This window comes from Nocardia sp. NPDC003693 (assembly GCF_053981095.1).
Genome location: NZ_JBSFNO010000013.1, coordinates 184,169 through 204,476 on the forward strand (window position 1 = coordinate 184,169; position 20,308 = coordinate 204,476).

18 protein-coding genes are annotated in these 20,308 nt (G+C 68.6%); 8 read left to right on the forward strand and 10 right to left on the reverse strand.

The features are described 5' to 3' along the window. Window positions 1-12: 12 nt before the first annotated feature. The 5 genes from tnpB to ACWDOP_RS17245 form a co-directional block, all read right to left on the reverse strand. The gene (gene tnpB, locus ACWDOP_RS17225) at window positions 13-1,470 is read right to left on the reverse strand and encodes an IS607 family element RNA-guided endonuclease TnpB (RefSeq protein WP_456345877.1); all 1,458 of its coding nucleotides are present in this window, start codon (window positions 1,468-1,470) and stop codon (window positions 13-15) included. A gap of 259 nt (window positions 1,471-1,729) precedes the next feature. Beyond that, entirely contained in the window at window positions 1,730-2,449 is a 720-nt protein-coding gene (locus ACWDOP_RS17230) for a haloacid dehalogenase type II (RefSeq protein WP_456345878.1), read from the reverse strand. Window positions 2,450-2,553: 104 nt separating this feature from the next. Further along, the gene (locus tag ACWDOP_RS17235; protein ID WP_456345879.1) at window positions 2,554-4,911 is read right to left on the reverse strand and encodes a SpoIIE family protein phosphatase; all 2,358 of its coding nucleotides are present in this window, start codon (window positions 4,909-4,911) and stop codon (window positions 2,554-2,556) included. Next, window positions 4,911-9,161 carry a HAMP domain-containing protein gene (locus tag ACWDOP_RS17240; protein ID WP_456345880.1) on the reverse strand — a complete coding sequence of 1,417 codons (4,251 nt, stop codon included), beginning with the start codon at window positions 9,159-9,161 and terminating at the stop codon, window positions 4,911-4,913. The genes ACWDOP_RS17235 and ACWDOP_RS17240 overlap by 1 nt, the downstream gene beginning before the upstream one ends. Window positions 9,162-9,408: 247 nt before the next feature. Next, window positions 9,409-10,068, reverse strand: coding sequence for a GNAT family N-acetyltransferase (locus tag ACWDOP_RS17245; RefSeq protein ID WP_456345881.1), 660 nt, complete (start codon window positions 10,066-10,068; stop codon window positions 9,409-9,411). Window positions 10,069-10,224: 156 nt separating this feature from the next. Here ACWDOP_RS17245 and ACWDOP_RS17250 point away from each other — a divergent pair, with 156 nt between their 5' ends. Beyond that, complete coding sequence (locus tag ACWDOP_RS17250; protein WP_456345882.1) at window positions 10,225-11,241, forward strand: poly(ethylene terephthalate) hydrolase family protein; 1,017 nt, start codon at window positions 10,225-10,227, stop codon at window positions 11,239-11,241. 175 nt (window positions 11,242-11,416) lie between these two features. Here ACWDOP_RS17250 and ACWDOP_RS17255 read toward each other — a convergent pair whose 3' ends face one another. Further along, window positions 11,417-11,794 carry a hemophore-related protein gene (locus ACWDOP_RS17255; protein ID WP_456345883.1) on the reverse strand — a complete coding sequence of 126 codons (378 nt, stop codon included), beginning with the start codon at window positions 11,792-11,794 and terminating at the stop codon, window positions 11,417-11,419. 252 nt (window positions 11,795-12,046) lie between these two features. Between ACWDOP_RS17255 and ACWDOP_RS17260 the strand changes: the two genes are divergently transcribed. The 3 genes from ACWDOP_RS17260 to ACWDOP_RS17270 all read left to right on the forward strand — a co-directional run bounded on the left by ACWDOP_RS17260 (window position 12,047) and on the right by ACWDOP_RS17270 (window position 14,604). Continuing rightward, window positions 12,047-12,766: a class I SAM-dependent methyltransferase gene (locus ACWDOP_RS17260; RefSeq protein WP_456345884.1), complete on the forward strand. Its 720-nt coding sequence runs from the start codon at window positions 12,047-12,049 to the stop codon at window positions 12,764-12,766. Between the two features lie 189 nt (window positions 12,767-12,955). Continuing rightward, window positions 12,956-13,861 carry a hypothetical protein gene (locus ACWDOP_RS17265; RefSeq protein WP_456345885.1) on the forward strand — a complete coding sequence of 302 codons (906 nt, stop codon included), beginning with the start codon at window positions 12,956-12,958 and terminating at the stop codon, window positions 13,859-13,861. A 194-nt stretch (window positions 13,862-14,055) separates the two neighbouring features. Next, window positions 14,056-14,604, forward strand: a complete 549-nt coding sequence (locus ACWDOP_RS17270) for a DinB family protein (RefSeq protein ID WP_456345886.1) — start codon at window positions 14,056-14,058, stop codon at window positions 14,602-14,604. Here ACWDOP_RS17270 and ACWDOP_RS17275 read toward each other — a convergent pair. From ACWDOP_RS17275 to ACWDOP_RS17285, 3 genes are all read right to left on the reverse strand, one after another. Continuing rightward, a complete protein-coding gene (locus ACWDOP_RS17275; RefSeq protein ID WP_456345887.1) occupies window positions 14,591-15,049 on the reverse strand; it encodes a pyridoxamine 5'-phosphate oxidase family protein in 459 nt (152 codons plus the stop codon). The two genes, ACWDOP_RS17270 and ACWDOP_RS17275, sit on opposite strands and share 14 nt — an antisense overlap. Before the next feature lie 39 nt (window positions 15,050-15,088). Beyond that, window positions 15,089-15,331 (reverse strand): DUF397 domain-containing protein, encoded by a 243-nt coding sequence (locus ACWDOP_RS17280; RefSeq protein ID WP_456345888.1) that lies wholly within the window; start codon window positions 15,329-15,331, stop codon window positions 15,089-15,091. A 256-nt stretch (window positions 15,332-15,587) separates the two neighbouring features. Beyond that, window positions 15,588-16,556: an RNA polymerase subunit sigma-70 gene (locus ACWDOP_RS17285; protein WP_456345889.1), complete on the reverse strand. Its 969-nt coding sequence runs from the start codon at window positions 16,554-16,556 to the stop codon at window positions 15,588-15,590. 112 nt (window positions 16,557-16,668) lie between these two features. Here ACWDOP_RS17285 and ACWDOP_RS17290 point away from each other — a divergent pair, with 112 nt between their 5' ends. Together ACWDOP_RS17290 and ACWDOP_RS17295 are read left to right on the forward strand one after the other, a co-directional pair. Next, a complete protein-coding gene (locus tag ACWDOP_RS17290; protein WP_456345890.1) occupies window positions 16,669-17,040 on the forward strand; it encodes a nuclear transport factor 2 family protein in 372 nt (123 codons plus the stop codon). A 70-nt stretch (window positions 17,041-17,110) separates the two neighbouring features. Beyond that, entirely contained in the window at window positions 17,111-17,413 is a 303-nt protein-coding gene (locus tag ACWDOP_RS17295; protein WP_456345891.1) for a hypothetical protein, read from the forward strand. On the opposite strand, the gene ACWDOP_RS17300 is transcribed toward ACWDOP_RS17295, so the two are convergent. Next, window positions 17,389-17,805 carry a nuclear transport factor 2 family protein gene (locus ACWDOP_RS17300; protein WP_456345892.1) on the reverse strand — a complete coding sequence of 139 codons (417 nt, stop codon included), beginning with the start codon at window positions 17,803-17,805 and terminating at the stop codon, window positions 17,389-17,391. The two genes, ACWDOP_RS17295 and ACWDOP_RS17300, sit on opposite strands and share 25 nt — an antisense overlap. 50 nt (window positions 17,806-17,855) lie before the next feature. Between ACWDOP_RS17300 and ACWDOP_RS17305 the strand changes: the two genes are divergently transcribed. Together ACWDOP_RS17305 and ACWDOP_RS17310 are read left to right on the forward strand one after the other, a co-directional pair. After that, entirely contained in the window at window positions 17,856-18,338 is a 483-nt protein-coding gene (locus tag ACWDOP_RS17305; RefSeq protein WP_456345893.1) for a MarR family winged helix-turn-helix transcriptional regulator, read from the forward strand. 132 nt (window positions 18,339-18,470) lie between these two features. Further along, window positions 18,471-19,808: a hypothetical protein gene (locus ACWDOP_RS17310; RefSeq protein WP_456345894.1), complete on the forward strand. Its 1,338-nt coding sequence runs from the start codon at window positions 18,471-18,473 to the stop codon at window positions 19,806-19,808. Window positions 19,809-20,308: the final 500 nt, after the last annotated feature.

Below are 20,308 nucleotides of genomic sequence, written 5' to 3' on the forward strand. Positions count from 1 at the left end.
GCTCGATTCCCATCAGGCAGCCGTACCTTGCGGCGCGGCAGTCCCGGTCCGATCAACCATCTGGTTGTGCCGGGTTGACGTTTCTTCGCCTGCTGCGTTGACCACTGTCGTGGTCGCGGGCTCCTGCCTGGCTCCACGTCCGTGTCCAGTCCTGTGGCTGGCGGCCGGGCTACTCCCGGTACCGGTCCCGCCGAGGCGGGCAAGATTCACCGCGGCATTGAGATCACGATCGATCACGAGACCGCAGTGCTCACACTCGTATGTCCGATCCGCCAGGGTCAGGTTTGGCTTTCGCCTGCCACAGCCGGAACACATCTTGGACGAAGGAAAGAACCGGTCCGCCTCCACGAGAACCGAACCGTACCAACGCGTTTTGTAGGTCAGCATGCGCCGGATCTCGGCAAGCGCCGCATCCGAAATCGACCGATTCAGCCCCCGTTTACGCGCACCACCCGCGGCGCGCATCCCGGCGGCGTTCAACGTCTCCACCACGATCACCCGATGCTGCTGGGTCAGGGCAGTGGTGGCCTTGTGCAGCACGTCCCGCCGCACCGCCGCCGAGTGAGCATGCGTGCGCCCGACCCGCGCCCGGGTACGCCGCCACCGCTTGGACGCCTGGCGTTCGGACCCGGTGGCCGGATCGTAGGGCCCGACCTGCCGGGCCGCGCGGCGTTGCAACGCCCGAAGGCGTTTCCGCGCACCGGTCAGGGACTTCGGTGCTGGAACCCGGGCGAGTTCGCGGCCGTCAGGCGTGGCGATCACGAGCAAGGAGTCGGCCTTCACTCCGACGTCGACACCGACCACCGGCGCACCCGCGCCGATATGACAGGGGACTTCCGCGCTGCGGGCGACGAGCGTCTGGAACGCCACGTGCCAGCGGCCGGACGCATCCTGGGCGAGGGTGGCCGAGAGAATCCGTGCGGAACCGGACTCGATGCGCCGGTGCAGCTTTCGCGTCGACTCATGAGTTTTGATCCGCCCGACCCGTGGCAACGTCACATGGCGGCGGTCGGCTTCGACACGGATCACTCCGGTGGTGAATCGCACCGACCGCCGCGAGCGGGCGTTCTTGAACCGCGGGAACCCGACGGTCTTTCCGGCCCGTTCGCCCCTGCGGGATTTGCTCCACGCGTCCAGGGCGCGGGCGAGAGCGTCGAGCCCGGAATTGTATGCCTCCTTCGAGTTCTCAGCCCACCACGGCGCAACCCGGGCTTTGCGCTGGTTCCAGTCCTTGCGCAAACCGGCCAGAGTCCAGTTCAACGACGGCGTCAGCTCGGGTTCGGGGATGCCGTAGGAGCGTTCAGCGGCGCGCTGGTCCATGACCGCTTTGACCACGCTCAGCATCGTGTTATGGGCTTTTCGAGCCCCGCCGGCATGGGATCGGAACGCGCGTTCCTGCGCCGGGGTCGGGTCGAGGGCGAACCGATACGCCTGCACCAACCACCCCTCGGGAACCTCGAAGCGCGTCATAACGCCACATCCTCCGCCCCGCCACCGACAGACATGGCCTCACCATCCATGCCGGAACAGGAATACACACGTTCGCTCGCGTTTGCTCACAGAACTCCGAACTGCTCGCAACCCCGCCACTGACACCTAACGATCGATCTGTTCCCGCCCGGGCTCGCGCCCCGATGTCCGGGACGGTACCCCGAACAGGGGTCCGGGCACGAGCCCGGGCGGGTGATCGATGGGCGGGCCGCGCTGGGAGCCGAGATCGCTGGAGAGTTCAACAGCCCAGCTGGTCGGCCAGATCCAGGAAGTCCACGGCGTTGATATCGAACTCGTCGGAGAATTCCGCGTCGGCGAGCGCAGGGTCGCCGAATTCGTCGGGCCGGGCGATGAACGCGGTCCGGAACCCGAGCCGCGCCGCCGCACGGATGTCGTACTTGTGGCTCGCCACCATCATGATCTCCGAGGGCGCGAGCCCGAGGTAGCGGGCCGCGAGGTGGTAGGCCGCCGGGTCCGGTTTGAACACCCCGGCCATCTCCGCGGTGAACACCGCGTGCCAGGGCAGATCCCCGTGCCGGGTGATGCTGACGACCGCGTCGACGTCCGCGTTGGACAGCGTCGCGAGCACGTGATTCCGCCGCAGCCGATGCAAACCCGGCACGACATCGGGCCACGGCGCCAACCGTTTCCAGGCCAGGTTGACAGCCCGCCGCTCGTCCTCGTCCAGCCTCAGGTTCCGCGCGGCGATCAGTTCGTCGAGCGTCGCCCGATAGATGGAGTCGACACTGACCCATTCGTCGGTGACCCGCCGCGCACGCGCGGTTTCCCGGAAATACGCTGCCCGCCAAGCGTTCACGAACTCGGCCCAGTCGACGTCCGGGTTACCCGGCCCGGCCACGCTCCGCGCGGTCCCGGTGACGGTAGAGAAGAAGTCCGTCGCGGTGCCCTGCACGTCGAACAGCAGCGCCCGTGGTGACGGGCGATGCGAATTGGACATGCGTTTCCCCTTCGTTCGAGTAGGTCGGCCGGACCCCCTGCCGATGCCGAAGTCTTTGTACCACTGGACCTGACGAGCCTTCTCGCCCGTGGCCTGCCGCAGCGTCAGCGCGGTGGGCCCTGGCCGGGTTCCACCTGGATGCCGACCACGCAGGTGTCGTCGTCGGTGTCGGCGTCGCTGCCGTCGAGCAGGTGATCGAGGAGATCGTCGAGGCCGCCGGTGAACTCGGCGGACACGCGGAGTAGGCGGTCTACGCAGACGTCGAGGTGTTCGGCGCGGCGTTCGATCAGGCCGTCGGTGTACAGCAGCAGGGTGTCGCCGGGCTCCAGGCGAACTTCGCCTTCCTCGTAACTGGTTTCGGCCAGCGCGCCCAGGATCATGCCGCGTAGCTCGGGCAGGTTGACGGCCCGGCCGCGGCGGATCAGCACCGGCGGCAGGTGGCCGGCGCGCGCCCAGCGTAGGACGCGGGTCTGTGGATCGTAGAGTCCGCAGACCGCGGTCGCCAGGATGTGGTCGGTCAGGTGGTGCGCGACCAGATTCAGCCAGGTCAGCATCTGGCCGGGGCCCGCACCGGTGGCGGCCAGTCCGCGCAGGGCGTTGCGCAGCACCACCATTCCGGTCGCCGCGGTGATGCCGTGCCCGGTGATATCGCCGACCGAGACCAGGATGTTCTTGGACGGCAGCACCATGGTGTCGTACCAGTCCCCGCCGACCAGGTGCTCCTGTTCGGTCGGTTGATAGCGCACCGCGATGCGCAGGCCGAACGCGTCCGTGGAGGGCTGGGCGTCGGGCATGATCGCCTGCTGCAGCTGGCGGGCCAAGCTGCTCTGCGCGGCCGCGTGCTCCTCGGTGTGGGTGAGCCGGTCCCGGGTCGCCGAGAGCGCGATCTCGGTCCAGTGCTGTGCCGAAATGTCTTGGTACGCACCGCGTACCGCGAGCAGATGCCCGGCCTCGTCGTGCACCGGTTCGGCGATGATCCGCACGTGCCTGGTCACGCTGTCGGGCCGGATCAGCCGGAACGCGCCCGAGGCCGGACGGCGATAGTGCAGCAGCGTGCGCAGGAACCGCCGCACCGCTTCGGAATCGGCCTCGTGCACGTGTCCGGGCAGCTGCGCGAGCGGCACCGGATCCGCGCCCGCGGGCACCCCGTACAGCGCGAACAGCTCAGCGCTCCAGGTGATCTCGCCCGAGGCGGCGTTCTCCTCGAATCCCCCGACCCGGCCGAGCCGCTGCGCGTGCTGCAGCAGCGCCGCCAGCCGCGCGGCGTCGTCCTCGAGCCGCCACACCATCAGCACCGCGTCGTCGTACCGGCCGATGCTGAGCGCGGCCGCGACCGTCAGCGGCACCTGGTCCACCAGCTCGGTCAGCAGCACCCGGTCCGCGCGAAAGCTCTCCCCCGTCACCAGCACGTGCTCGAGCCGCTCGAACAGGCGCCCCTCGTACGCGACCATCGGATACGTCTCGAGCAGCAGCGCACCGTTGATCAGCCCGCGCGGGCGCCCGGCCGGGTCCGCGAAGCACGAATTCACATGGTGGATGCGGAAATCGGCGAGCGCGCCGTCACGATCGCGCTGGGGCAGCAGGACCAGCGCCGGATCGAACAGCCCGTCGGCCAGGCGCACCAGCCCGGCCGCGTCGGTCCGATCCGAGGGCTGCACCGCGAGCGGATCCGCTTCGAAGGTGTGCGCGCACAGCTCCCCCAGCGCGGCGAGCTGGCGGCGCACCTGCGGCGGCTGCGGTTCGATGGGCTGGGGCCAGCACACCTCGAGAACCCCGCGCAGACTGCCGCCCGCGCCGATCGGAATGGCCGCGCGCCCGCCGCGCCGATCACCGATCGACGGCAGCCGGGAGGCGTCGAAATCCTCGATCCACACCGCCTCACGCGTCAGCAGCGCCTGCCGCGCCGGGGTCGCCAATCCCGGTGGCACATACCGCCACCGCTCGGCCTCCTGCACCCCGATCCCCGCGAAACCCACCAGCGAGAGCGAGGCGTCGGCCCCCGCGGCCCAGATCACCACCGCCGTGGCGCCCAGCGGCGACAGCGCGTGCTCGAGCACCGACTCCGCCGCGCGCTGGGTGTCCCCGTTGGCGGCGAGCAGCGCGCTCTCCGCGGTCCGCAGCCGCACCGCGGTCTCGTCGGAAGCGTTCGTGCCGCGCAGCAGCTGGCCGACGGCTTCGCTGATCTTGTCCTGGGCGGCCTGGTTCACCAGGTCCGCGGCCAACTCGAGCACCCCGACCCCGGCCTGGCGGGACAGCGTCTCCAGTTGCCGCGCCGCCTCCGCGGGCCCGCAGCGCAGGCGCTCGACCAGCACGCCCTTGGCCATCTCGATCAGCGCGCGCCCGTCGGCGGTGGACTGGGCCTGCTGAATCTGTGTCCGAAGCCGTTCCACGGTCGCCGCGAGCCGGTTCACTACGATCCCGTTCACCCCGGCGGTCTCGGCGTCGCGGTCCCCGGCGTTCATCAGACGCCGAGCCAGTGCTGGATCCGGCCGAGCAGCGCGCCCGCGTCCACCGGTTTGGTGACGTAGTCGTTGGCCCCCGAGGCCAGGCTCTTGTCGCGGTCGCCCAGCATGGCCTTGGCCGTCACCGCGATGATCGGCAGATCCTCGTAGCGTGGGATCTCGCGGATGGTCGCGGTCGCGGTGTACCCGTCCATCTCGGGCATCATCACGTCCATCAGGATCAGATCGGTCTCGGGATGGGCCAGCAGTTTGTCGATGCCCTCGCGCCCGTTCTCCGCGTGCAGCACGCTCATTCCGTGCAGTTCCAGAATGCTGCTGAGCGCGAACAGGTTTCGCGCGTCGTCGTCGACGATGAGCACCGTGCGCCCGGCCAGCTCGCCGACCGGCTGCTGCGGCGCGACCGCCGGGGCGTCCTCGCGCCGCACCAGCGGCACCACGTCGCCGGGCGCCTGCGCCATGACGTGCAGGGCGATGCGCTCGCGCAGTTCGTCCAGACTCGACAGCAACTCGAGGGGCTGGCGTTCGATGCGCTGCTGGAGCAGTCGTTCCTGTTCGGAATCGAGCCGGTGGTTGTGGGCGAGCACGGGCACGCTGCTCAGCGCGGCGTCCCCGTCCATCGTCTGCAGGAAATCGAGCGCCGCGCCGCCGGGCAGGTCCAATTCCAGTACCACGCAATGGAATGCCTCCGCGGCCATGGCCGCGGCCGCCTCCTGCACCCCCGTCGCGCTCACCACCTGAACCGGCCCGCGCGGATCGTTGCTGTCGGCCAGATCGGCCACCGCGCCCTGCGCGACCAGCGACAGCAGACCCTGCGGCCGCTGTTCGACGACCAGCAACCGGCGCTGCTGCAGCGGGCCGGCGGGTGCGAGCTCCGGCCCCGCGGCCGAGCGCTGGTCGTCCTCCCGCTCGGCGGGGGCGATCTCCTGGAAGTCCGGGCGCGCGACCGGCAGGTAGAGGGTGAACGTACTGCCTTCGCCCAGCACGCTTTCCGCGGTGATGGCGCCGCCGAGCAGATAGGCGATCTCCCGGCTGATCGACAACCCCAGCCCGGTGCCGCCGTATTTGCGGCTGGTGGTCCCGTCGGCCTGCTGGAACGCCCCGAAGATCGATTCCAGCTGGTGTTCGGCGATGCCGATACCGGTGTCCACGACCCGGAAGGCGATCGCCGAGCCGTGCCTGCGCATGGCGGCGGGCAGCTCACGGGCCTGCGGGGGCTCGATACGCAGTTCCACCGTGCCGGTTTCGGTGAACTTGACCGCGTTCGACACCAGGTTGCCCAGCACCTGGCGCAGTCGCGAATCGTCGGTGAGCACGTCCAGGGGCAGTCCGGGCGCGGTGGTGATGGTGAAGCCCAGGCTCTTCTGGGTGGTCATGGGCCGGAAGGTGGCCTCGACGTAGTCGAGCAGTTTGCGCAGCGGCACCCGCGCGGGCGTGATGTCCATCTTGCCCGCCTCGACCTTGGACAGGTCGAGGATGTCGTTGATCAGTTGCAGCAGATCCGACCCCGCGGAATGGATGATGCCCGCGTACTCGACCTGTTTCGGCGAGAGGTTGCGAGAGGGGTTCTGCGCCAGCAGCTGTGCCAGGATCAGCAGGCTGTTGAGCGGGGTGCGCAGCTCATGGCTCATGTTGGCCAGGAACTCGGATTTGTATTTCGAGGCCAGGGCCAGCTGCTGGGCGCGGGTCTCCAATTCCTGTCTGGCCTGCTCGATTTCGAGGTTCTTGGCCTCGATGTCGCGGTTCTGCATGGCCAGCAGCGCCGCCTTGTCCTCCATTTCGGCGTTGGAGCGCTGCAATTCCTCCTGCCGGACCTGCAATTCCTCGGAGCGGACCTGCAATTCGGTGGTCAGGCGCTGCGATTCGACCAGCAGCTCATCGGTGCGCGCGTTGGCGATGATGGTGTTGACGTTCACCCCGACGGTTTCCATGAGCTGGTCGAGGAAGTCGCGGTGAATACGCGTGAACCGGTGCAGCGACGCCAGTTCGATCACCCCGAGCACCTGGTCCTCCACGCCGATCGGCAGCACCAGCAGCGTGGTCGGGGCGGTCTGGCCGAGCCCGGAGGCGATGGTCAGATAGTCGCCGGGCACGTCGTCCACCGCGATGGTGCGCCGACTGCGGGCGGCCTGCCCGACCAGGGATTGCCCGAACGTGAACCGTTGCACGCCACCGGGTTCCTGCGGACTGCCGTAGGAGCCGATCAGGCGCAGTTCGGGGCGTTCGGCGGTGTCGTCGGCCAGGTAGAACGCGCCGTACTGTGCCGAGACCAGCGGCGCCAGCTCGTCCATGATCAGTTCGGCGACCACGTGCAGATCCCGCTGGCCCTGCATGAGCCCGGAGATCCGCGCCAGGTTGGTCTTGAGCCAGTCCTGATCCTGATTGGCCTCGGTGGTCTCGCGCAGCGACTCCACCATGGAGTTGATGTTGTCCTTGAGTTCGGCCACCTCGCCGGAGGCTTCGACGGTGATCGACCGGGTCAGGTCGCCCTCGGCGACCGCGCTGGTGACCTCGGCAATGGCGCGCACCTGCCGGGTGAGGTTGCCGGCGAGCTCGTTCACGTTCTCGGTCAAGCGTTTCCAGGTGCCCGAGACGCCTTCGACCTCGGCCTGGCCGCCGAGGCGGCCCTGGGAGCCGACCTCGCGAGCGACGCGCGTGACCTCGGCGGCGAACGCCGAGAGCTGATCGACCATCGTGTTGATCGTGGTCTTGAGTTCGAGGATCTCTCCGCGCGCGTCCACGTCGATCTTGCGGGTCAGGTCGCCCTGGGCGACCGCGGTGGTCACCTGGGCGATGTTGCGCACCTGATTGGTGAGGTTGTTGGCCATGGAATTGACGTTGTCGGTCAGGTCTTTCCACGTGCCGGCAACGTTCGGCACCCGCGCCTGCCCGCCGAGCATGCCCTCGGTGCCGACCTCGCGCGCCACGCGCGTGACCTCGTCCGCGAACGCCGACAGCGTGTCGACCATCGTGTTGATCACCCCGGCGAGCGCGGCGACCTCGCCCTTGGCCTCCACGGTGATCTTCTGGCTCAGATCGCCGCGCGCGACGGCGGTGGCGACCTGGGCGATCGAGCGCACCTGATTGGTGAGGTTGGAGGCCATCACGTTGACGTTGTCGGTCAGGTCCTTCCAGGTGCCCGACGCCCCGCGCACCGTGGCCTGACCGCCGAGGTTGCCCTCGGTGCCGACCTCGCGAGCCACACGGGTGACCTCGTCGGCGAACGAGGACAGCTGATCGACCATCGTGTTGATGGTCTCCTTGAGTTCGAGGATCTCCCCGCGCGCGTCCACCCGAATCTTCTGCGTCAGATCACCACCCGCGACCGCCGTGGTCACCTGGGCGATCGAACGCACCTGCGCGGTCAGGTTGTCGGCCATGACGTTCACCGATTCGGTGAGGTCCTTCCACGTGCCGGACACGCCCTTCACGTCGGCCTGACCGCCCAGTCTGCCGTCGGTGCCCACCTCGCGGGCCACGCGCGTGACCTCGTCGGCGAAGGCCGAGAGCTGATCGACCATCGTGTTGATGGTGTTCTTGAGCTCGAGGATCTCCCCGCGCGCGTCCACCCGGATCTTCTGCGTCAGATCACCACCCGCGACCGCGGTGGCGACCTGGGCGATCGAGCGCACCTGCGCGGTCAGGTTGCCCGCCATGAAGTTCACCGAGTCGGTCAGGTCCCGCCAGGTGCCGGACACGCCCTTCACATCGGCCTGACCGCCCAGGATCCCCTCGGTGCCGACCTCGCGCGAGACGCGGGTGACCTCGTCGGCGAACGAGGACAACTGGCCCACCATCGTGTTGATGGTGTTCTTGAGTTCGAGGATCTCCCCGCGCGCGCTGACGGTGATCTTCTGACTGAGATCGCCGCGCGCCACGGCGGTGGTCACCTGGGCGATGTTGCGCACCTGCGCGGTGAGGTTGCCGGCCATGGCGTTCACCGAGTCGGTCAGGTCCTTCCAGGTGCCCGAGACCTCGGGTACCTCGGCCTGCCCGCCCAGCTGACCCTCGGTACCGACCTCGCGGGCCACGCGGGTGACCTCGGAGGTGAACAGCGAGAGCTGGTCGACCATCCCGTTGAAGACCGTCGCGATCTCCCCGAGCAGCCCGTCGGTGTCGGTGGGCAGCCGGGTACCGAAGTCGCCGTCGCGCACCGCGGTCAAACCGGCCAGGAGCTGACGCAGTTCGACCTGGTCGGTGTCCGCCCCGGCGGGCTTGGCCACCGCGCGGGCCGGTACTGACGCGTCCGTCATGTCTATCCTCGCTCTGGTCGATTCTTCGGACCGGGCATCGAGCTCGGTCCGAGTGCGAAAACCGGCCCGAACGATGCCACCACGTAAGGATTCTCGTCGATCGGTGCGCGCTCACCCGCAGCCGAACTCTACGTTTCCGCTCCCGGCCGTGTGAATCCATTGGCGCACAACCCGAGAGACCCCCTCGCGCAACGGCTGGCCGGTTCGCCGCGCGGCCAACCGCCCGGGGATACCCGGCGCCGGCGGTTCACGACGCGGCCGAGATACCGAACAGCGGCAGCGATTCGGCGAGCCCGGTGATCTCCACCGGAACGGTCCGGTGCGCGGCCCAGCGCTCGCGCGTCAGGCGCAGCCGCCGCAGCGTCACGGGCGCGCCGCGCACCGCGTGCACCTCGGTTCCGTTGGGCTCGTACCCGAGTTTGGCCGACACCCCGTACGAGGCCGCGTTGTCCGCGAGCGCGCCCGACACCGCCGAGCGGGCCCCGAGCCCGGTGAAGGCCAGATCCAGGACCGCGGCCCGCATCTCGGTGCCGATCCCCCGGCCGTGGTGTGCCAGCCCGAGCCAGGACCCGGTGTCCACCTCGGCGCAGACGCCGAAGTTCTTCGCCGCCAGCGCCTGCGTTCCGACCACTTCCCCGTCCAGCAGGACGACCAGGTTGAGCGTCCAGTCGTCGACGGTCCAGTCCGCCAGGCATTTCCAATGCCAGTGCAGGACGCGCCGCGGCAGTTCGCCGGGATCCACGTCGGTCCACGCCACGGTGAACGGCTGCACCGCCGGGTCGTGGACGCCCCGCCCCGCGAGGCCGGCCAGCGCCGCGAGCTCCTCGTCACCGGGCACCCGCAATTCGAGCCGCGGGGTCCGGACCCGCAATCCCATCACCGGCCAATACGACGACAACAGACTCATGCCGGCAATCATCTCGACCGCGATGCGGTGGCGCGAAACGGTTTTCCGCGCCCCTTGTGTCGTGCGCCACATCGGGGTTACTGTCCGAATCAGAGACTGCGGGGTCTCAGAAATGAGCGGCCGGGGTTCACCACCGGCCGGTGGGAGGCGGACACGATGAGGAAGTCCATTGCGGGGCAGCGTGTCTCGGCCCTGGTAGCGGCATTCGGGATCGCGATCGGTGTGGCCGGGTTGCATCCGGGGGCGGCGACGGCGGATGACATCGCGCCGGGCACGACGGCGCAGAGCGTGTTCGACACGGCGGGCCCGCACGGGGTCTCGACCCCGACGGTCACCAACGCGTGCCAGGAATCCGTGGCGGGCATGATCGCCCACATCGTGGTACACCTGGCGGGCAACGCCGATGATCTGCGCTGCACGCAGGCGTTTCCCTATGGTCTGCAGTCCCCGGTCGGAGCGAACACCTACTACCCGACCGATATCGCCGAGCTGGGCAGCGCTCCGCTGATCCTGTTCGAAGGCGGAATCCTGTCGAACCCCGGCCAGTACGACACCCTCGTCCGGCAGTGGACCGGGCACGGCTTCGTGGTCGTCGTGTCCTATGACTTCTTCAACTCCCTCGCCTACGTACCCGCCATCGGCCTGGCCGCCGCCCTCACCCAGAACCGGGATCCCAGTTCACCGCTGTTCGGCAAGATCGATCCGAGTCGCACGGTGCTGGCCGGTCATTCGGGCGGCGGGCAGGCCACACTCCAGGCGGCGGCACTGCTTCCGCCGATAGCCGGCTCGATCGATCCGGCGCTGCGCGTCATCGGTGCGCTGGCGATCGAACCCGGCCCCCTGGCCGTCGGCGCGGCGATCACGGTGCCCACCCTGTTCCTCACCGGCTACAACGATTTCGTCGTCCCCGATTTCGCCTGGGTCCGGTGGTGGCAGTACAACCTGATGTCCGCCCCCGCCTGGATCGCCAATGCCCATGGGGTCGGCCACTTCTCACCGGTGGACGGCCCCGGCGAGTACCGCTCGTCCGGAACCGCCGTCGCCTGGCTGCGCTACATCGCCCTCGGCGACGACACGGCCGCCCGGTTCTTCGTCGGCCCGGACTGGCGCCTGCGCGAGGACCCCACCTACTACAGCGTGGAACGCAATCCGCGTGCGAACGCACTGCCCTAGCGGCGCGATCGGCGCACCGTGAGGCCATCGACAGGCGTTGCGCCCGGGAACAACCCGACTCACCCCGGACAGCGACGCGCCCGGGTACGCGTGCTCCGCAGGCACGCGTACCCGGGCCCGTAAGGGGCGGGTGTCACTCACCACCGCGAGGGTGCGAGTGGACCGCGCTCGGGACTCAGTACTGGTCGCAGGTTTCGACGACCTCGTCCATCTGGCTCGCGAAGGTGGAGCTGTCCTGCTGGCTGGCGCCCATCTGCTGCTGCTGGGCGATGAGCGCCTGGAACGCGGCGCGGCGCTGTTCGACCGGCTGGTCGTAGGCGGCCTGGATCGCGCTCTTCTGCGCGGGAGCGGCATCGAGCTGCGCGGCGGTCTCGGGCGCGACATCGTGCAGCGCGGCATCGATCTGACTGAACGAACAGCTCGAGTTCAGCATCGGCTCGAGATCGCTCATCGGATCGGCGCCCGCCGCGCCCGCCCCGGTCAGCATCGCCGACAGAGCGAAACCGGCGAGCACCGCCGAACGAGCGAAGCCATGCGAACTGATCAACCTCATGAAAAAGCGCTTCCTTCCAGTAGCTGCGATACGGTGCGACCCGGCCCCGAGATGAGCCGGACAGAAGGGATTTCGGAGCCGAGCCGCCGAAGGTTTGGTTATCTAGCGAACTTTCGGACAACTGTTTCGAGCACCCCGGACGGGGGTATTGAACCTCCAGACCTCTCCCCCGATCGGGCACGTGAGCTGCCGGCGGGCCCCGATTCCGGTCCGCGACACGCGGTCTTGCAGCGACACGGGGAGAATGGTCCGATGCCGCCGAATCCCGTTCCGCCACTGCTCGACACCATCGCCCTGGAGCGGTCCTCGGTGGTCGCCAACAACGCGATGAATCGCGATCGCGGACTCTCCGGCGTGAACAGTTACGCCCGTGATCTGGGCTTCGATCCCTACGAACACCTGGCGGCCATCCTGCGCGCCGACCCCGGCGCGACGGTCGCCTGGATCGACATCTGCTGCGGGTCCGGCCGGGCACTGCTGGCGGCCGAACAGCGCTTCGCCGTTGAGTTCCCGGTCGCCGACCTCACCCTGATCGGTCTCGACCTGGTCGGCCACTTCCGAGCGGCTCCCGCCACCTCGCGTCTGCGCCTGATCGCCGCCAACGCAACCGACTGGCAACCTCCGGTGTCCGCCGATCTGATCACCTGTGTGCACGGTCTGCACTACGTCGGCGACAAACTGGCGCTCCTGGCCGCGATGACCCGCTGGCTCACCCCCGCCGGAACCCTTGCCGCCCACTTCGACCCGGCCCTGATCCGCCATGCGGACGGCGCTCCCGCCACGCGCAAGGCCCTCGCGGAGCTCCGCGCGGCGGGCCTGGCCTACGACTCCCGCCATCATCGCCTCACCGCCCACGCACCCGGCCCGGCGCGGTTCCCGGCCACCTACCTCGGCGCCGACGACACCGTCGGTCCGGGTTACACCAGGCAGCCCGCGGTCGCCTCCCACTACCGCTGGGACAGTTTGCGATAGGCACGGCGAGCACGCAATCCGACGAGCCCGGCCCCCGGCGCCACCGCGACCGAATCCCCGCTCGAAGGGCTGTTTCACGCCGGTAAGCGCCGAATCACTTGCCGCCCCGGCACTCTCGCCCCTGAACAGCCCGATCCCGCTCTCGCCGGACAGAACCCGGCGCGGGCCCGCGTCGAATATCCTGGATCGGTGGCGGCTCGAATGCGCGACGACGACCTGAACCCACGCCGGCTCTTCGGTCTGCTCTTCGCCGCCGCCTCCGACCTCGGCTACACCATTCTCCCGGTAGGCCCCGACGAGATCATGGTGTCGGACAACGACAGCATGACGAGCCTGACCCTCGAACACATCCGCCGCCGCCTGCTCTTCGAACCCGCCGATCAGTGGCCGGTCATCGTCAGCGACCACCTCGGCACCGTGGTGGCCGCCACCGCCGTCGACCGTGACGCGCCGCTGGACGTCACCAACTTCGACGCCATGCGCGGCCTGCTCAGAACCCGCGTCTATCCCGCCCCCGCGGCCGCCCGCAACCTGGTGTGGCGCGACTGGGCGCCCGGTCTGATCCAGCGCCTGCTCATCGACAAGGTGCACACCGTCATGCCCGTCGAACGCGAGTGGACCCACCTGTGGCCCGGCGACACCGAACTTTTCGCCCTCGCCGAGAACAACGTGCGCGCCGACGACGGCGTGGTCTGCGCGCCCCTGCCCCTGGGCGATTTCGACGCCCTCGCCAGGGACCTGCCCATCTTCCGCATGGCGGGCTCGGAGTACCTCACCACCAATCTCCGCTGGCTGGACGACTATCCGGTGGTCGGCCCCGCGGGCGCCCTGTTCACCGCCCCCGCCCGCCAGCGGATCTACTGCCACCCCATCACCGATCTCGAGGTCCTGCGCGCCCTGCTGGTCCTGGCCCGCTTCGGCACCCTGGTCTACGAAACCGACCCCTGGCCGATCAGCCCCTGGCTCTACCACTGGCACGAGGGCCGAATAGAACTGGCCGCGACCACAACCCACACCGGCACCCAGGGCGAGGTGGTCCCGACTCCCGCTTTCGAGACCTTCCTCAACGCTCTTGGCAGGCCCACGGATATGTGAGGCCGTCGCGCGGGCGACGGCTCCGGCGGCGCGGGGTTCGCGTCACCTTCGACTCGCAGGAACAGTTCTGAAACGGATGGCGTCGCGCTCTCCAGCGCGCCGATTCGACGCCCCGGCCGCCGTGTCACCCGCCCCGGGCGGCTCGCGGACCGAATTCGGTTGCCGGGTGACGAGGGGCCGGGCAGGATGCGGCCGTGAACATCTCGCGAATCGACGTGCTGCGTGACCAGTTCGAGCTGGTCTGGGCGCTGCTCGACTACCACCTCGAACGGCTCGGGGACGACGACTTCCGGTGGGAGCCCGCCGGGCTCACGTGGACGGTCCGGCCGGACGGGGACGGCGGGTGGATTCCGGACTGGGAGGACTCCGAGCCGGATCCCATTCCCGTCCCCACCATCGCGTGGCTCACCTGGCATATCGGATGGTGGTGGACCGTGTCGATCGACCACCGCGAACATCGAACGCCCGCCGACCGCACCGAGATTCGGTGGCCGGGGCCCGGGGCCGACACCGTCGAGTGGCTGCGGGGCCTCCGCGAACGCTGGCTCACGATCCTGGACGCGATCACCGACACCGAACTCGACGCGCCGGCGGAATTCCCGTGGCCGAGCGAGGCGGGCAAGTCGGTGGTGCACATGGTCGCCTGGGTCAACGCCGAGTTGATGAAGAACGCCGCCGAGATCGGCCAGCTCCGGCTGCTGCGCGCCGCGAACACCGCTGGGAGCGAAACTATCCCGCGCTGATGGTCCGGCGCGGGCTCGCCGGAAAGTTCTCCTCGTCGTACAGCACCCATTCGGTGACCGCGATCTCGTACAGCCGAGAGGCCGCATCAGGCATAGCACTCAGCACGCCACTCGCCCTGGGCCAACGCGCGGCGAAGGCAGCGACCACGGCGTCGTTGCCCGTCCCGGGCAGCTGCCGCGCGGTACCGGTGAACGACACGCCCCGCCCCGTCAGCCCGAGCTCGGCCGGCGGGTCGACGATGATCGCCCCCGCCACAGCCGGTCGCCCGTCGATGTTCGTCGAGTGCACCCGATCCCGCCGCGAGATGAAGTACAGCCGATCCGGCCCGAAACTCGGCAGGTACCACACGCTGCACGCCCGAGGCGTGCCGTCGCCACCCACCGTGGCGAGCTGCATGAGCCCGCCCCCGGCGACGTACTCCTCGAGCAGTCGGCGTTCCTCCATGGCTACACCGTAATCGCGCGCGACCACGCCGCCCGCCGGCTAGGCCGCGACGGCGAACTCCCCGTCACACACTCCGGCCAGGAACGCCGCCCACACCGCACCGGACACAGCGAGCACCGGCTGCCGCGCCGGATCGTTCGCGGGATCACGCAAATACTTGCTGTCGCGAATGAGCACCAGATCCCCGTCGAAGGCAACCTCTACGCAATTGGGACCGTCATTGGACCGGGACGACTTGAACCAGACTCTGTTCGAGTTGTCCTGGATCTCCATGGCGCACATGATTTTCAGGCTATCGCATCGGCGGTTCGCTCTATGAGACTCAGCGAGTCCGCCCGGCTCAGCGCCCGTTCCACCTGCTGCCCGAAGATGATGCGCAGCTCGCGCACCCGGGCCGGATCGTCGATGATGCCGTGCGTCGCAACGCCAGCGCGGGAAGTATCGGACTCTCGAACTCGATGAGATGAAACGGCGAGCCGCTCAGGATCGGACGCTGCTCTACCGACCGGCCGTCACGCCGCCTGAATCACGGTGGTTCTCACGCCTCCAGCGTAATCGGCAGGTCGAAGCGTGGGAAAACATCGGCGGGCGGGAAGTGGGTGAGCATACCCACGCGCTCCCCAGCGAGACCGAGGACGAGCAGCCCCGTCGCACGGAAATCCGACTCACCCGCGAGCCTGGCGTAGACCCCGAACGCCGGACCACCGTTCGCGCGCGTAGCGATGAGCCGCAACGGATTTCGATCGCGAAACGCCGGAACCCCGCGCAAGAACTCCGCGATCACACCTCGGCCCTGGTACTCGTGCGGCCACGGCGGCATCGTGAGCCACGCGTCGTCGGTCAGCAGCGCCACCACCGCATCGACATCGCGGGCCGAATACGCGGCCGCGAACCGACGCGTCAACTCCCGCTCGGTATCCGAACCGCGCCCGGGTGGATCCATCACCTCGGTATCGCCGTGCAGTGTCGCCCGCGCGCGCTGCAGCGCGGCTTTCACCGCCGTGGTCGTGGTGCCGAGCATGTCGGCGACCTCGGACCCGCTGAACTCCAGGGCATCTCGCAGCACCAGCACCGCGGTCTGGCGCGGCGGCAACCGCTGCAGCGCCGAGATGAACGCCACCCCTACCGATTCCATCGCCTGGTAGCTCTTCTCCGGATCCAGCAGGCTGTCCGGAAACGGCTCGAGCCAGCCCACGTCCCCCGCCCGCGTGGGCTCGGGAACCTCGAACGGCAGCGGCTGCGGAGGCCGGCGGCTCGCGTCGCGCCGGGCGTTCGAACAGCGGTTCGTGGCGATCCGGTACAGCCACGTCCGCATCGAGGAGCGTTCCTCGAACTCCGGCAGCGCCCGCCACGCCGCCAGCAGCGTCTCCTGCACGACGTCCTCCGCGTCGTGCAGCGACCCGAGCAGCCGGTAGCAGTGCACCCGCAATTCACCCCGATAGGGGGCGGTGAGCTGCGCGAACGCCAGCTCGTCCCCGCTCCGCGCCGCCGCCAGTGCCTCGGTCATGCCGCCATCGTGACATCCGGGACCGACATTCGCCGGGACGCCACCGGTCCGTTCGTGAGCGGGTCGGTGTCTATACCCATGACCGTTTCCCACCGATCGAATCGAGACCGACATGATCACCAACGACAGCCCCGCCGTCCGCGTCGCCCTGGACTACTTCCACGCCTGGACCGGCAAGGACATGGACACCGCGATGAAGTACGTCGCCGAGGACATCGTGTGCGACGCCCCGGCGGGCCGCATCGAGGGCGCGGCCGCCTATCGCGCCTTCCTCGAGCCGTTCAGCCAGATGCTCGTCGGCGCGACGATGTTCGCCGCCTTCGGCAACGACACCACGGCCCTGGTCATGTACAACACCTCGACCCTCCCGGTCGCCAACGGCCCGGGCGCCGAACTCGTCACCATCGTCGACGGCCGAATCACGCAGAGCCGCTTCATCTTCGACCGCGTGCCGTTCGAGGCGGCAAGATCTGCGGCACACTGATCCCGAACGGGGCCGGCCTCGGATCAACCACCGGGGCCGGCGCCCTCGGGCATCGGAAATCGGAGGCGCGGTGAGCTTCTGGACCCTCATCGACTGGCTGGCGTGGAGCGCGAGCTTCGTGAACATCGCCGCCGTCGGCCTGCAACTGCGCCGCATGTGGGCCTCGCGCAGCGCCGCGGGCGTCTCGCTCGGCATGCTCGCGATCTTCGTCTACGTACAGTCCGTCTTCTGCCTGGTCGGCTATCACGAGCGTCAGTGGGCGCTGTTCTCCGGCATGCTCGGGAGTTTCGTGGTCACCTGCGTGACGATCGCGGTGGCGGTGCGCCTGCGCACGACAGGACGTCCGAATCAGGCGGGCACCAGCGGCTCGTAGCAGTCGTAGTTGCGCTGGGCGATGATCTTCCCCGCCCGGAATTCCAGCACGGTGGCGATGTGCGCCCGCAGCACGTGACCGACCGGCAGATCCCGCACGGGCACCGCCAGCGTCCCGGTCCAGAGCACCTCCAGCGCGACCTGCTCCCCCATGGCGATCGCGTTGAGCACCTCGAAGTTCTGCTCGCTCAAGCCTTTCCGTCCCGCCGCCGATGCGGCCCGCACCTGGTCGAGACTGCGCACGTTCCCCAGCGGGAACAGCGCGTTCGGCAACTCGTGGTGCGTGAAGTCCGGATGGAAGAACGCGGCCAGCTCTTCCCCGCTCGCGAAATCCGACACCGCCCGGTGGTAGCGCAGCGCGATCTCGACATTGGAATTCTCGATGTTCGACATATCCACAACCATAGTTGCACAACTAAGGTTGTGCAACGCACAATAGCCGCATGCCCGCCGACCTCGATCCCCGCTCACTCGACACCGGAACCCTCGCGCTGTTCGCGGGCCAAGCCGCCGCGGCGCGGGTTCAGGCGCGCTTGACCGAGGACGGCTTCGGCGAACTGCGCATGTCGCACGGCTACCTGTTCCAGCACCTCATCACCGGCGAGCCCACCATCACCGAACTGGCGGCACAGCTTTCGATGACCCAGCAGGGCGCGTCCAAAGCCGTCGCCGAGCTCGAACGCCTCGGCTACTGCGAGCGCACGCCCGACCCATCCGACGCCCGCGTCCGGCGCATCCGCCTGACCTCCCGCGGCCACGCCGCCGTCGCCGCCGCCCGCCGCGCCCGTGCGGACCTCGAGGCCCGGCTCGCGGCGCGGTTCGATGATTCCCGGCTCACGGCACAGCGCGCGTTCCTCACCGAATTGCTCGCCGAACTCGGCGGGATCGAGGCCGTCGAACGCCGGGCGGTGCTCCCACCCCACTGACCGCGGAGTCGGCGCGTCGCGCACGACTTGCCTTGCCGGGACGTCGATTTCACCCGAACCGCTTGACCGGACCGGGCGCACCACCGGACCATCGAAACTCAGCATGGTCGGTGAGAGCGAAGCGAGAAGCCGATGAACAAGACCAGCTTGAACAGCGGCAGCCTGCTTCCGCCCGCCGGGACGAACAAGGGGTCGACGCTCGCGTCGGGGAAGTTCCTGCGGGTAGGCGACTATTTCTTCAAGCAGGGTCCGCTATCGGGCTTCTACGCCGTGCTGCAAGCCAACGGCGATCTGCGGTTCTACTTCGCGCGCCCCGGCGCGACCGGCGGCGCCTATGCCGACATCGACCCGAATCAGCCGTACTACTCCGCGGTCGGCGACGCCGGTTCCGCGCACATCGACCCGAAGTGGAAGTTCAATCCCGCCCAGACCAATGGCCAGTATTTCGCGACCGTCCAGAACGACGGCAATTTCGTCATCTATCGCGGAACCGGGCCGTCGGACAACAAGGGACCGTGCTGGGCCACGAACACCTGGCAGCGCGGCCCCGGGCCGAAATACTGGGCGGTCTTCGCGCCCGACGGCAATCTGCAGGTTGGATCCGCGCCCGAGGGCGTGGTTCCCGACAACGGACTCGATCCGGCGAACATCACCTGGCAATCGGGCCAGAGTTACGCCGCCAACCGCGTCACCACCGGCGGCACTCTGCAAGCGGGTCAATGGATTTCACGCAACACCCTACTGACATCGGCGAACGGGAAGTACGGCCTGGCGCTCGCCGACACCGGTGCGCTCACCCTGGTGTGCGGCACCCCGCCCGACAGCGGTGTGCAGACCACGCGGCAGGCGTACTGGACCAATCGCGTTGCCAAGCCCGCGTTTCCGTGCTTCGCGGTCATGCAGACCGACGGCAATCTCTGCGTCTACAAGGGCGCCGATCCCGGGCACAACCAGGGCCTGTACTGGGCGATCTCGACCAAGGCCCGCGCGCAGGGCAGCTATGTCGCCACGATCGACGACGCGGGAACCCTCGCGGTCTACGCGGGGACGACCCCGAGCACCGCCGCCCTGTGGACCAATGCCGGAACCACCGACCCCACCGCCGCCGTGCTCACGATCGTCTCCGGCAACAACCAGACCGTGCACGGCGGCGGCATAGGCAACGACTGGACCTCCGCCGCACCCCTGTCGGTGAAGTACGGCAGGGCCAACGGCGTCCCCTTCCCCGGCGTCGCCATCTACTTCGCCCCCTACAACCCCAAGGGCCAGGCGATGCGAATCTCGTTCGACGGCAACTCCGAACAGGCCTACGCCTCGTACCCCACCGACAGCGCCGGCGTCGCCACCACGCCCAAGGTCTGGGTCTTCATCCTCAGCACCGCAGGGACGACCTTCGACATCCGCGCGGCCGTCGGCAGCCACCGGGGCGAACCACACGTCGATTTCCGAATCAACGGCTTGGACCCGTAGGGGTCGTTTGGGAGTCCGCCCCGAGGTCGGCTGCGGTAACCGTCTCGGGTCTGGATAACCCAGCGGTTCTCCTTCATCAGCATCAGGGTCGAACCCGTCACCAACCCCGACGGCTCCCACACCATCGACTTCGGCCTCGAACGCCTCGCCGACATCCGGATATTCCGCACGAATTCTTGATCGAATGCGGCATCGGAGAATTGCACGCGACCGAATCGCGATCATGAAAGCCCGAATCCAGCGTCGGTCGGGTTGGCGGCGCTATGTAGCAATGGACGTCGGCCTTTGTAGAGCGCAGTTTGGACTTCACTCGTTTACTAGGGTCAATTTGACCGAATTGCGTTGTATCACAATATAATTGGTCTATTCATGCCTGCTATGAAGGAGTAGAATAGAGGCATGGATTCGAGGAAGGTACCCACAATCGCGCAGAGTGGCGACACACTCGCCGCCGCGGTGGAGAACCTGCTCGAATTGCCGATGTACTCACTGGGTGATGG